The organism is Shewanella sp. SM32, from assembly GCF_025654235.1.
In the GTDB taxonomy this organism is placed as follows: domain Bacteria; phylum Pseudomonadota; class Gammaproteobacteria; order Enterobacterales; family Shewanellaceae; genus Shewanella; species Shewanella oncorhynchi.
Genome location: NZ_JAKKRO010000053.1, coordinates 1 through 12,198, shown reverse-complemented (window position 1 = coordinate 12,198; position 12,198 = coordinate 1). Strand labels below are relative to the sequence as shown.

Annotated in this window: 12 protein-coding genes and 1 pseudogene; 4 read left to right on the top strand and 9 right to left on the bottom strand. The window is 46.3% G+C overall.

Annotated features, from left to right (window positions below):
* The first annotated feature begins 7 nt into the window (after nt 1-7).
* Nucleotides 8-982, top strand: a complete 975-nt coding sequence (locus tag L5M10_RS18105) for a sensor domain-containing diguanylate cyclase (protein ID WP_263255694.1) — start codon at nt 8-10, stop codon at nt 980-982.
* Nucleotides 983-1,064: 82 nt separating this feature from the next.
* On the opposite strand, the gene rraB is transcribed toward L5M10_RS18105, so the two are convergent.
* The 6 genes from rraB to L5M10_RS18075 form a co-directional block, all read right to left on the bottom strand.
* Nucleotides 1,065-1,472 carry a ribonuclease E inhibitor RraB gene (gene rraB, locus L5M10_RS18100; protein ID WP_113939164.1) on the bottom strand — a complete coding sequence of 136 codons (408 nt, stop codon included), beginning with the start codon at nt 1,470-1,472 and terminating at the stop codon, nt 1,065-1,067.
* Between the two features lie 306 nt (nt 1,473-1,778).
* A complete protein-coding gene (locus tag L5M10_RS18095; protein WP_105250295.1) occupies nt 1,779-2,522 on the bottom strand; it encodes a 1-acylglycerol-3-phosphate O-acyltransferase in 744 nt (247 codons plus the stop codon).
* A 162-nt stretch (nt 2,523-2,684) separates the two neighbouring features.
* Entirely contained in the window at nt 2,685-3,485 is an 801-nt protein-coding gene (locus L5M10_RS18090; protein WP_219253202.1) for a metal ABC transporter permease, read from the bottom strand.
* A gap of 4 nt (nt 3,486-3,489) precedes the next feature.
* Nucleotides 3,490-4,398, bottom strand: coding sequence for a metal ABC transporter solute-binding protein, Zn/Mn family (locus L5M10_RS18085; protein ID WP_173913152.1), 909 nt, complete (start codon nt 4,396-4,398; stop codon nt 3,490-3,492).
* On the bottom strand, nt 4,382-5,566 hold the full coding sequence (locus L5M10_RS18080; RefSeq protein WP_263235858.1) for a hypothetical protein: 1,185 nt from the start codon (nt 5,564-5,566) through the stop codon (nt 4,382-4,384). Before L5M10_RS18080 ends, L5M10_RS18085 begins: the two co-directional genes overlap by 17 nt.
* Nucleotides 5,567-5,647: 81 nt before the next feature.
* Nucleotides 5,648-5,938, bottom strand: a complete 291-nt coding sequence (locus L5M10_RS18075; RefSeq protein WP_168827349.1) for an ABC-type zinc uptake system zinc chaperone — start codon at nt 5,936-5,938, stop codon at nt 5,648-5,650.
* 288 nt (nt 5,939-6,226) lie between these two features.
* Here L5M10_RS18075 and L5M10_RS18070 point away from each other — a divergent pair, with 288 nt between their 5' ends.
* Nucleotides 6,227-6,352 (top strand): hypothetical protein, encoded by a 126-nt coding sequence (locus tag L5M10_RS18070; protein WP_105250299.1) that lies wholly within the window; start codon nt 6,227-6,229, stop codon nt 6,350-6,352.
* Nucleotides 6,353-6,498: 146 nt separating this feature from the next.
* Here the strand turns inward: L5M10_RS18070 and L5M10_RS18065 are convergent, their stop codons facing one another.
* Nucleotides 6,499-6,828 (bottom strand): hypothetical protein, encoded by a 330-nt coding sequence (locus L5M10_RS18065; protein WP_113939169.1) that lies wholly within the window; start codon nt 6,826-6,828, stop codon nt 6,499-6,501.
* Between the two features lie 233 nt (nt 6,829-7,061).
* Between L5M10_RS18065 and L5M10_RS18060 the strand changes: the two genes are divergently transcribed.
* The gene (locus L5M10_RS18060) at nt 7,062-8,720 is read left to right on the top strand and encodes a mechanosensitive ion channel family protein (RefSeq protein WP_263238141.1); all 1,659 of its coding nucleotides are present in this window, start codon (nt 7,062-7,064) and stop codon (nt 8,718-8,720) included.
* A gap of 84 nt (nt 8,721-8,804) precedes the next feature.
* Here the strand turns inward: L5M10_RS18060 and L5M10_RS18055 are convergent, their stop codons facing one another.
* Nucleotides 8,805-10,517 carry a formate--tetrahydrofolate ligase gene (locus tag L5M10_RS18055; protein ID WP_263255693.1) on the bottom strand — a complete coding sequence of 571 codons (1,713 nt, stop codon included), beginning with the start codon at nt 10,515-10,517 and terminating at the stop codon, nt 8,805-8,807.
* Between the two features lie 165 nt (nt 10,518-10,682).
* Here L5M10_RS18055 and L5M10_RS24185 point away from each other — a divergent pair.
* Nucleotides 10,683-10,780: pseudogene (locus L5M10_RS24185) on the top strand (oxidoreductase); the annotation flags it as partial.
* An 80-nt stretch (nt 10,781-10,860) separates the two neighbouring features.
* On the opposite strand, the gene L5M10_RS18050 reads toward L5M10_RS24185, so the two are convergent.
* Nucleotides 10,861-11,691: a MaoC/PaaZ C-terminal domain-containing protein gene (locus L5M10_RS18050; RefSeq protein ID WP_263206575.1), complete on the bottom strand. Its 831-nt coding sequence runs from the start codon at nt 11,689-11,691 to the stop codon at nt 10,861-10,863.
* Nucleotides 11,692-12,198 lie beyond the last annotated feature (507 nt).

Below are 12,198 nucleotides of genomic sequence, written 5' to 3'. Positions count from 1 at the left end.
TTATCCTATGTCAAATGACCAAAGCGCAATGAACGAACTACACTGGCTCATCGATATGGTACAAACCATAGAGGTGGGATTAGTGGTATTAGATCGCCATTACAATATCCAGCTGTGGAACGGTTTTATGGAGAATCACAGCGGTGTTTCCCCTAATTCGATCAAAGGTCAAAACCTATTTACCCGCTTCCCCGATCTGCCTGCCACTTGGTTAAAGCAGAAAATGGAATCGGTTTTCATGCTTAAAAACCGTGCTTTTATCAGCTGGGAACAACGTCCGTACGTTTTCCAATTTAAAAACTATCGCCCGATTACAGGCCGTGCAGACTATATGTACCAGAACGTGACCCTGCTGCCGCTGGCATCGCTCACGGGACAAGTGACCCATATCAGTGTGATTATTTATGACGTGACAGATATCGCCATCAACAAATTGCAACTTAAAGCTGCCAACGAGCAACTCGAACGCCTTAGCCAAACCGATGGTCTAACTCAGTTGCATAATCGTCGTCATTGGCAAGAGTGTTTAGACCACGAGTACGACTTGTATGCCCGCTACTCAGGTATGGCAAGTTTAGTCATGATAGATATCGATAACTTTAAACATATCAACGACAGCTATGGCCATGTGGCGGGTGATAAAGTCATTCAGCATATCGCCCACTTACTCAGCCAATCCTTACGTGATACCGACTGTGCAGGGCGTTATGGCGGCGAAGAATTTGCGGTTGTATTGCCTAAAACCAGCGGCGCAGATGCGATGAACTTTACCGAGCGACTCAGGAAGAAAATCGCCGCATCCGTCATAGTGTATGAAAGCCTGAAGATTACTGTGACGGTAAGTTTAGGCGTATGTGAAATTGGCTCCCATATTACCAGCAGTTCTAGCTGGATCTCCTGCTCCGATAAAGCCCTGTACGAAGCGAAACAAAAAGGCCGTAACTGCAGTGTTTTACATACGAGTAAAACAATTAAATCCTAAGTATACCCAATAAAAATGCCCATCAATGATGGGCATTTTTATTTAAAACGAGTGGAGATTAAACTCGAGATCCACCAACGAATTAATGAGGGAAACCATCATCTTCTTCGTCTTCATCTTCTTCGTCATCCATTTCATCGCCGACGAAATAGGTACCCCAACCGTCATATTCCACTTTCTGCTTTACTGCTAATTGCAGCAATTGCTCGGCCGCTTTGTCCAGTAATTCAACATCCAGTTTGTGGTGTGCGACAGCATCGAAACAGAAGATAATTGAACCATCCTCCAGTTCCATTTCTTCGGCATCATTCACCTCAAAACCTAATTTGAAGGCATCCACAGCCGCTTTTTCAAGACGGTCGAAATTGGTCGATGAAAAGTGATGCTCAATAACATATTCCGCATCAGGCTCTGAGCCATCGTCAAGCAGGGCTTGCACTATGTCACGATTCTCTGCAAGTTGGGCTTTTAACTGACTTTCAATAGACATGGATTTGTCTCCGTTAAGGTAAATCTGGCTCAAATTGGCATTATACCCAAACAACCTGAAGATGCAGGATTCAGCGGGAATTTAACGCACTTTAGGTAAGGCGGTTATTTGCAGACCTAGCGGGCTAAGTTAAAAATAACCAACTCAGCATAAAGTGCTTTAAAACCCGCCGGGACGGAGCGCCTAGGGCACTCCATTTCCGTGTTGCATCAATTCAAAAGGTGACCGACATTCTTTCATTGATGCGCCTTGAATTGAAGCACCCTAGGCGCTCTGAAACTCGTATCTTCAGGTAGCTTGGGTATATTATACGTCATCACTCGCGAGAGTTTTACCCATAAGTGCTGCCGCTTCTTGATTTATCTCAGCAAATCTCGCCGACATGCTGGCATGGATTTGCGCAGAGAAGTTTTTCACATCGGCTTTATCTAAACCTGCGGTCGGCACAGGTGCCATCATATCGATGATGACGACACCGTTATTCCAGCGATTTAACTTAATATGGCTCTGACACGAAGCAACCACTGGCACCACTGGCACTCCCGCCGCGATTGCAGTATGGAAAGCTCCCGCTTTAAAAGGTAACAGACCACGACCACGCGAACGTGTACCTTCAGGAAAAATCCATACGGATAGATTCTTCTGCTTAATTTTTTCAACCGTTTTAGCCATAGTATCAAAGGCACTGTGACGGTTTTTACGGTCGATAAGAATATTACCTGACAACCAATAGATTTGACCGAATAGCGGCATCCACGCCAAACTCTTCTTGCCTAAACTCACTGTACCTTTAGGAACTGCTGTCGTGTGAGTAAAGAGATCAAAGTTATTCTGATGATTTGCTAAGAAAATATACGGGCCATCCTGCACATCTTCGTGCCGGCGAACAATCACTTTAATCCCAAGGATTGGCGCAACCGATGAGAAGATCTTGGCGAACATATGTACATTGTCGCGATGGCGAGGCCTTAATAGACACACTAAGCCACCAAAAATAAAGGCAAGCAACAAAGATACCGCCAACAACATTGATCTGACGATTAAAAGCACGATTTACTCCGACTGTAAAAGTGGCGACAGTATAGCCACCATGGCTTTGGGACTCAATATATTGTTTACATCTGTAAGCTGACTTGCTAACAAGCAAGCAAAAAAAGCCCATCGATATACTGAACCTCCAGTGTATCGATGGGCTTTAAGATTAATATCGAACTAAGCGTGGTGCTTGGGTAAGATTTCAGGCTCAGTTGCCTGAGGTGAGACTTTACTTAACACAAAGCGGATAACTAAGGCACTCACGGCCAAAGTCGCGACAATTGCCGCACCACTAGGGAGATCTAAGGTCGCCGACAGAACTAAGCCCAAAACATAGCCCAGTAAACCGACGAGGTAAGCGTAAAATAGCCGACCTTTACCACGGTACTTGTTCAACGCTAAAGCTGGCAATATCAAGGTACTGAACACCAGATAAACGCCTACTAATTCAACCGATAAGGTAATCACTAGCGCAAATAGCAGATAAAATCCTGCCCCGTCCAACATCTGGGGGCGCAGGAATATCGCTAATAACACCAGTGAATACACTACGGCCGGCAAAATCAGTTGTGACCAACTCACCCACAGGATCTGACCTGACATCAATTGCTTTAACAACTCGGCGCCATGTGGGTCGTTTGCCAGCAACAGCATTGCGGCCACCGCAGACAAGACGTAAAAGCAGCCAATCATAGCCTCCAACTCACCCGCCATACGCTTAGCTAACCAAGCGATAAAACCTGCACCCGCAAGGGCGAATACAGCGGGCATCCACACATTAGCAAACGGCATGTCTTCTAATCTGTGGTCCATGTGAGCGACGATGGCACCTAAGGCGGCAACTTGCGCTATCGCTAAATCGATAAAGATGATGCCACGCTTAAGTACTTGTCTCCCAAGTACAATATGCGTCGACAACACTAAGATCCCCGCAGCCAATGCAGGCAACAGAATCGACATCAGCTCAAGATCAAACATAGGCTTATTTCACTCCATTTAAGAGGGAAATCACGCTGTCATACAGGCTAAATAAATCTTGGCTCTTATCATTCCCCCCCACAGACATCGGCAGCATTACCACGGGCAAGTTCGCTTTTTCACCCAGCCATTTTGCACCGCGCTCATCCTGATAAGATGCTACAACCACGGCCAGAATATCCCCCTGCTCGGCGCGCGTCAGCAGACTCGCTAAGTGGCCGCTAGTGGGAGCTAAACCCGGTTTTGGTTCTAAATCTGCCACTTGCTCGATACCAATCCAGTTGAATAGGTATCTAAAGCTTGAGTGGTAAGCGATCACTTTTTTACCTTGTAATCCCTTAGCTTGCGCTTCCCAACGCGGGACTGCGGCTTGCCAGCGAGTGGTAAAATCTGCCAGTGACTGTTGATAATCTGCCGCACCAGCAGGATCTAACTGAGTCAGCTTAGCACTCAATGCCGTGGCGACTTTTAACAGTCGCGTCGGGTCAAAATGAATATGTGGATTACCTTGAGCATGCACATCCCCCATGCTGCGATCGACACTGGCCAGTTTATCTAAGGTCTCGATTTGATCGGCAGCGAAAAATAAGCCTTGCTCGGTCGAGCGCACTTTTGCGTTTGCCGACTTCATCTGCAGCATAGGCAACCAACCCACTTCAAGATCGGCACCTGCGCACACCACAAGATCCGCCTGACGCATTTTAGCGATCAAACTCGGACGCGCCTGCACTTGGTGAGGGTCTTGTAATGCCGTCGTTGCCGAATAGATGCTAGCCGTTGGAGCAAGCTCCTTGGTCAATGCCGCGTATTCAGGTTCACAGGCAAACACATTCAGCTCGGCATGGGCCAAACCAGTATAAGTGACAGATAAGGCCACAGCGGCCAATTTAGCTAAATTAGAATTGATGCGCACCGTGAGCCCCCAGAGACATAATATATTGAATAGTGAAGATGTTATCGTCTTCTATTCCGTCGAAGTTAGTACCCTTTTGATTGGTATACTGGAAACGAACCGTCGAGAAGTGGCTAGAATGCCAAGCCAAACTCACCTCAGATTCCTTCAACTTTTGCCCATGAAAATGATCGCCATGGAGCTCTTGGGTATCAGCTTCACCATAACGCACCCCCGCTGACCAGCTCGGCGTGAATTGGTACACACTGCTCAGATACCAACCTTGGTGGTAATCTTGGCTCGGTGCATCCTCTGGATGTAAATCGATAGGTGTAAAATCGCTCACGCGATAGTACTCACCGCTCACAGTGAGATTTTGATATTTGTAGTTACCGTTAGGCGCCCACTTATAAACAAAATCAGCACCATAGGTATTTTTACCTGTGTAAGATGCGGCATGGCTATGACCTTCGTGCTCATCACCATGGGCATGCTCATCTTCATGTTCCCCTTCTTCATGGGCAGTCACTTGGCCATTTTCGTTGCGCAAGTAACTCAACCCCGCTTGCCATGAGCTATTATCGCCTATGTCGCCACCTATTTTTGAGTACAAGGTATAAACACCGACCTTCTTAAACTCACGCTCACCATGCTCATCGGCAGCACGTAAACTATCGCCTTTAAAGGCTTCAACGCCCATGGTCCAATACAAGTCCGTCGGCGCTACGTAGTTAAAACGTATACCGTCATCAAAATAATGTCCCCCTAAGAATGCACGGTAAACCACAGGACGGTCGGTGAAGGAATCAGTATGTAAATGTTGGTTATTGAGGTAACCAATGTCCGATAAGAAACGGCCACCACGGATAGAAAACCCCGCTGGCATCGCCATGGTTTGAATAAAGGCTTCTTCCAGATTCAGTTCAGTCTCACCGTCATGCATTTCAACTACTGCGGTGATTTTACCGTAAAACATATCATCGATATTGGCACTCATCGCCAGTTCAGTTTCACCTAAACCAAAGCCATCTGGACTCTCGGCTAATGGGCGCTCTCCCGTCTGATAATATCCATTTAACACACCACTGATATTAGGGTTGGTCAAGCTCGAGTCTTCTGCAAATAAGCTAGGCGAAACGAGCGCACACGCAAAAGCCACCAAAGAAATTCGGGTATTTAAAACAGTCATGATATCTCCAAAATACAACTAGCACTCGACGACTGACATAAAGTCATCAAGAAATACAATAAGTTAAAATTTTAAGTTGATTTAGAGAGCGAAGGGAGGCGCACGACTGCGATAAACACTGACGTGTTCAAAAATAGAGGAAGGTAAAATAAATTCGACCACATCGAAATGCTGTATAGCTAAATTCAGCGTCAGCGGATGGGTCAATAAAATCTTGTTGAGTTGGTGTTGATGGAAGCACAGGGTACAGTGAGTCTTAGCGCCATCATCAAGATGGGTCACACTATGGGCTGAGGCAGCAAGAGACAGCAATATCAGTACGGCAGCAAGCCATATCGAAATTGTGCGTCTAATGTGACTTTTAAGTCTCACTCAGTCGTCCCCATAGTTAAAAAGTTGCATAAGTCTATGTCAGTGCCATAGCAAGTTGCAATAAGGTAATCGCTTTGCAAAAGGTTACAAGATATTTGAGGTACCCAGTCTTACCAATAACTTCTTGTTTCAATAGCGGTAGGATCTTGCGAGAACTCAGGTAAAAAAACGCATTTAAGATTAGCTTAAGTGAGTGTAACTATAGTGTATTTAGTTTTTATGTCTGCGAGCACAATGACGAAATCAAGCTCGATATGGCTCCGTTTTATCCACCTAAAGGCAACTATTATGCTAGCATTTTTTCGTGAAAACTTAGGGCTTATCTTAGGGATAGTCATCTTCAGCGCGGTGATATTTGGTGGTATTTATTACGTTGAGCACTCCTTAACGAGCCAAGAACAAGTCGTGCAGTAAACAAAGACTCATTAAGCGCGGCTGCAGTTCCCCCCTTAAACCCTCTTCGTTGCATTTTGAGCGCCTGCTAAAGGCGCTCAAATGATGTTCGTCTCTGGAAAATTGTACCGCTGATTTTCCTATCCATGACGAATCCACTTATTAGCCTAACGATACTTCTGTCTTTGATCGCTATCATCGACTTGCTCGGGCGCTTCAATGGTGATGACTTGATCCATAAAATGGCTCACAAACAACAACATCAACGAAAAAATCATTACAGGGATCGCAAAATACCGCACAGAGGCATCAAAGTAACTGTATCCCGCCGTAAACACACTCAAATAAAATCCTAATAACTTGAGTTTAGCCAATGTTGGGCTGCGGCCTAACCAAGCCGCACAATGGGGACAACGCACTTGAGCGTCGAAACCTTTGCCTCTTTGCTGACTAATGTCACTGACCTTGATGTACTGATTACAATGGGAACACAACATGAAAACACGATTCCTAAATAACGATGCGCAAGTTTACCAGATACCGACTAGAGTTCGGCCTGTAAATACCCAAAATGTCGGAAAAAGCAGATAAAACACCGCACTCAAGGTTAAGCTCAAATCAACCCTTCCCAAAAAGTTTAATTCCAAGGGCTATTTTACTCGCAGATATTTTACAGTAGATCCGGCAACATCTATCATACTCAGACATATTTCTACTTAAGATCACTCCTATGCACCGCTACCTCGCTCTCGTGTTTGCCCTGCTAATACCACTACTGAGCCTTTCATCCCAAGCGCAAACTGAACCTGTCGCTGCAACCGAAAGCCCATCCAGCACTCCTGTAACGCTCAAGACAGAACTGGTAATGCTGCAACAGGCTATCGATACGGATATACGTAAACTAAAAAATGCCAAAGGCGAATTGAAGACAATTGTTGAATATCGAATTCAAAACAAAACCTTACAGTTACGTAATAAGATTAAAGATCTGCTCGAAGCAACACCAATCGACAACGCTTTTCTGCAACCATTAATCCAAGGACAACTTAACTACATCCAACAAATTGATGCTTATATCGATGACAACATTAGTAAATTGGAACAGCAATTAGGTTCGAGCACAGATGATGCGACTCTGCTGGAAATATCAAAGCGCGAATTAGAAAAAGACACCTATTACAAGCAACAACTCGAGACGCTCACTTGGCTCGAACAAGTTGGCCAAGATATTAGCGAAGCACAAAAATCACTGATGCAAATTTTAGTTGCTCGTGCCGATACGCTAGAAAGTTTAGTGACTTATACCCAGCAACAACTACAAGCAGCAATCGATACCGCAACCAATGCAGGTAAAGATGTCACTTCGGCGCAAACCAGCCACGTAATGATGCTAAAGGAACGCTTAGCACAAAATAGTCAGAGCTTAAATATCGACATCAGCCTACTCGACGCCCTAGGCCATGATACCGCCGCGCTGAAAAAGACACTCTTTAGTGTTTCAGGTGATATCACTCAAGATGTGTTGAACTTTGATGTGGCATCAAGTCTCGTTGAGCAGTGGCTAAATACGGCACAAGAACAAGCGATTAATCACGGCCCAACCGTCGTGTTTAAGTTATTTGTTTTCTGTTTGATCTTGTTTATTGCGGGTCTCGCCGGCAAGTTAGCCAAACAGATAGTGAAAAATACCGTTAGCAATTCTAAGTTGAATTTAAGTAAGTTATTACAAGACTTCTTCACCTCGCTATCAGGTAAAGCCGTCTTTACTATCGGGCTGTTAATCGCCCTTTCACAGCTTGGGATCGAACTTGGTCCCTTGCTCGCAGGCTTTGGTATCGCGGGGGTTATTATTGGTTTTGCCCTGCAAGATACCCTGTCGAATTTCGCCTCAGGCATGATGATCTTAATTTATCGTCCCTATGATGTGGGCGATTTGATCAACGCCGCTGGCGTCACCGGACGCGTCAGTCACATGAGCCTTGTCTCCACCACGATTAAAACCATGGATAACCAACGTCTTATTATTCCTAATAATAAGATTTGGGGTGACACAATTAACAACATCACAGCTGAGCATCAACGTCGAGTCGATATGACCTTTGGGATCAGTTATAGCGACAGCATCGAACAAGCTGAAGCGATTCTCAAGTCCATCGTCGAAGCGCATCCTAAGGTACAACCATTGCCAGAACCGACGATTAAACTACATCTATTGAGCGAATCTTCGGTCGACTTTATCGTTCGCCCTTGGGCAAAACCGGAAGATTACTGGGAAGTGTATTGGGACATTACCCGCGAAGTGAAAATGCGCTTTGACGCCGAAGGGATCAGTATTCCCTTCCCACAGCGTGATGTGCATATCTATCAAACTACGAAATCACCGCTTTAAACCAGCGTTAAACGAGAGAAGAAGGGCGTTGCAATTAGCTCGCCCTTATTTTTATCTCTGGCCTATCAATCTCTGCATCAAGTGTTAGCCTAAGCCGACTATCTCACCTTGCGCATCAATATCAATTTTTAAGTAACCCGGTTTCAGCCCAAGTCCTGGCATAGTCATCACATTCCCCACCAAGGCGGTGATAAACCCCGCACCAGCATGCAAGACTAAACCCCGTACTGGGATCTCAAAGTTCTGAGGAACGCCCTTTAAGCTAGGATCGTGACTAATTGATAACGGCGTTTTGGCCATACACAGGGGCAAATGTCCATAACCTAATACGGTCAGCTGCTGCGCCTGTTGTTTGGCCTCGATAGAAAGGCTAACACCAGCTGCGCCATACCCCACCTCGGCTAAGGTCGATAACTTAGCCTCCAATGAGGCTTCATCTGAATATAACAGCTTGAACTGACTCTCGGTTTCAGCGGCGCGAACCACAGTCTGCGCTAAGGCGACAGCGCCCGCCTCCCCTTGGCTAAAAGCATCGCTGACCTCACAGCCAAAGGCGCTGCTCGCATTAACAGCCGCAGTTAGCCATTGCAACTCGGCATCAGTATCAGTGGCGAAACGGTTAATGGCAACCACCACCGGAATGCCATAGCGAGCCACATTGTTGATATGCCAGTTTAAATTTGCAAAGCCCGCTTCAAGTCGAGCCTGATCTGGTAGATTGATATCTGACTCAGACACCAAACCACTATTGGCCTTCAGCGCTTTTAAAGTAGTGACCAGCACAGCGGCAGCGGGCACCTGACCCGATTGACGCACCTTGATATTACAGAACTTTTCAAAGCCCATATCTGAGCCAAAACCAGCTTCAGTCACCACAAAATCCGCCAGTCTGAGGGCAATATCATCAGCAATAATGGATGAATTACCGTGGGCAATATTGGCAAAGGGTCCCGCATGGATCAGGCAAGGTGAACCATTTAAAGTCTGCATTAACGTCGGCTTTATCGCATCCGCCATGATGGCCGTCATCGCACCAGCGACACCTAAGTCTTCGGCGGTAATCACTTGCCCTTGGGTATTTAACGCCAGCACTAGACGACCGATCCGCGCCCGCATATCTGCCAAATTATGACTTAAGGCTAAAATCGCCATTAACTCAGAGGCGGCGGTGATATCAAAACTGGATGCGTACTCTGGGCCATTATTATCGCCTAAGCCCACCTGGATTTGCCTAAGACAGCGATCGTTGTGATCGACCACTCGGTGCCAACGGATCTCACTGGGATCGATATCCAAAAACGCTTGCCCAGATTGCGCCTCAAATTCCGCCTTACCTAAGCGCGCTTCATGAAATAGCCGCGCCGCAATCGCCGCAGCCCCTAAATTGTGGGCACTGCTCACGGCATGAATATCACCCGTGAGATTCAAATTCATCTCCTGCATGGGTACCACTTGCGCATAACCGCCACCCGCAGCGCCACCTTTCACCCCAAATACAGGTCCCATGCTGGGCTGGCGAATACAGGCACAGGCCTTTTTGCCTATGGCATTTAACGATTGCGTTAAGCCAATGCTAGTCACTGTTTTACCTTCACCGTGAGGCGTAGGCGTGACTGCGGTGACGATAATCAATTTGCCTTTGCGCTGCCCAGCCAAACGCTGCAACACACTGAGCTCGACCTTGGCTTTAGTGTGACCAAATTGCATCATCTCTTCGGGTAATAGACCTAAGTCGGCGCCCAGTTCATTAATGTCTTTTAGGCTAGCGCGATTCGAAATATCCATATCTGTCAGCATGCGTCGGTTTCTCCCTTTCAGATACACTCTGGTTTAGTATGAGAGTTCAACTAACAACACTCATTGAATAGGGCGGATATTAGGTGATTGGCTTTAAGATATATAGCCGTCGAAAGGGTTAATGAGCGATTCCTTAATCTGTATCAAATAATCTGCCCTGCGTTCGAGCGGCTCAAGAGTGCCGTTGCCTCAAATGAGATCCAGCTCGACGCCAGCAATGGTTCAGTATCTGGCAGGCATCTATGGGTCACAGCGTACCTTGATTTTTGTTTCTCAAAAGCAACAACCATAAACAACCACGGCGCCAGAAGGCGCCGTGGTTGTATGTATTATTGAGTGCGGCTTAAAACTGCACATCGCCACTTAAATGAGGTCGACGGCCTTTGCTGTCACGTAATTCAAATACCATATTATTAGCATTCTGCTCATAGCCAAATCCAACATCGGCAGGCATCAAAAGTGGCAGCTTAAAGGTCACATCCACAGTGAATGGACGATCGCCAATACTTGGCATCAGCTCGGCTAAACAACGGGCCTTAGACCACATGCCATGGGCGAGCACTCGATCAAAGCCAAAACGCTTTGAAAGCACAGGATGCAGATGGATCAAGTTATAGTCGCCAGATGCCTTAGCATAACGACGACCTAAATCTTCACTCAAACTCCAGCTTTGTGGTGTTTCCCATGCCATATCAATGGCTTTAGGTGGGCGAACGCGACGCCCAGCAACATCGATACGATATAAATAGGTGGATAGCGATTCCCAGACGAGTTCTTCACCGACAAACGCCTTAGACACAAATTCAAACTCTAAGCCAGAATCCGTCTCGCGGCTCGTGGTCAAAGCGCACTCGAGGGAGAAAGTCTCGTCAACCGTCACAGGCCGATACACTTGAATACGATTCTTTAGGTGGATCATGCCAAGCAGTGGGAAAGTGATCCCATCGTGGGTAAAGATCACCGCATGCAGGCGAAATGCCATCACGTAGAGATAGGTTGGCGGTAGAACTTTACCGTCAAATTGAAAACCACACACCTGCGCATATTGGCTTACTTTAGCTTCAGACACAGTCACATGCGGCGCGGTCACCTTAATATGGGGCAGCGGCTGTTGATCCCAACCAGGCTTACGGCCAAAGAAGATCTTGCGATAAAGAGAAAACAGCGACGGCATCGCGTTCAATTCAACACAATATGCATTATTCAAGTCTGAGTACCTTTTAATTAACTATCCCTTGGCACAAAAATACATTGCCATAAATTACCCCGCACAGACGAGTAACGTCTGATCAATCAAGCTGATAACGAGTGTAAAACAGGCAGTGCTGCGTCTTAATAAGGGCTGATGCTGACTCTCCGAATGGACAACTATACCCAAACAACCTGAAAATGCAGGATTCAGCGGGAATTTAACGCACTTTAGGCAAGGCCCTTTATTGCTCCTGCATAAATGGCATTCACGCCATATATGGACCCATCCGGTTTGCAAGACATTCGATATCAATTTTGAGAAGAGTTCATTGCACCCATATATTCGGCCTGTTATTGAGGTATGCCTCTGGCCCTGATGGATATCTGCTTCTACTGTCCTTATCATCCTTGCGGCTTCATTATGAGCCTATGGCGAGCTAAGGTTTTTAGTAGATCAGTCTGACTGTCTCATCATCAATTCAAGTGTCTT

Bases quoted from the DNA above. Each gene is read 5' to 3' on its own strand.
- L5M10_RS18105 (WP_263255694.1), top strand. From the start codon at position 8: ATGTCAAATGACCAAAGCGCAATGAACGAACTACACTGGCTCATCGAT.
- rraB (WP_113939164.1), bottom strand. From the start codon at position 1,472: ATGTCTATTGAAAGTCAGTTAAAAGCCCAACTTGCAGAGAATCGTGAC.
- L5M10_RS18090 (WP_219253202.1), bottom strand. From the start codon at position 3,485: ATGTTTGATCTTGAGCTGATGTCGATTCTGTTGCCTGCATTGGCTGCG.
- L5M10_RS18080 (WP_263235858.1), bottom strand. From the start codon at position 5,566: ATGACTGTTTTAAATACCCGAATTTCTTTGGTGGCTTTTGCGTGTGCG.
- L5M10_RS18070 (WP_105250299.1), top strand. From the start codon at position 6,227: ATGCTAGCATTTTTTCGTGAAAACTTAGGGCTTATCTTAGGGATAGTC.
- L5M10_RS18065 (WP_113939169.1), bottom strand. From the start codon at position 6,828: ATGTTGTGTTCCCATTGTAATCAGTACATCAAGGTCAGTGACATTAGT.
- L5M10_RS18060 (WP_263238141.1), top strand. From the start codon at position 7,062: ATGCACCGCTACCTCGCTCTCGTGTTTGCCCTGCTAATACCACTACTG.
- L5M10_RS18055 (WP_263255693.1), bottom strand. From the start codon at position 10,517: ATGCTGACAGATATGGATATTTCGAATCGCGCTAGCCTAAAAGACATT.
- L5M10_RS18050 (WP_263206575.1), bottom strand. From the start codon at position 11,691: ATGCCGTCGCTGTTTTCTCTTTATCGCAAGATCTTCTTTGGCCGTAAG.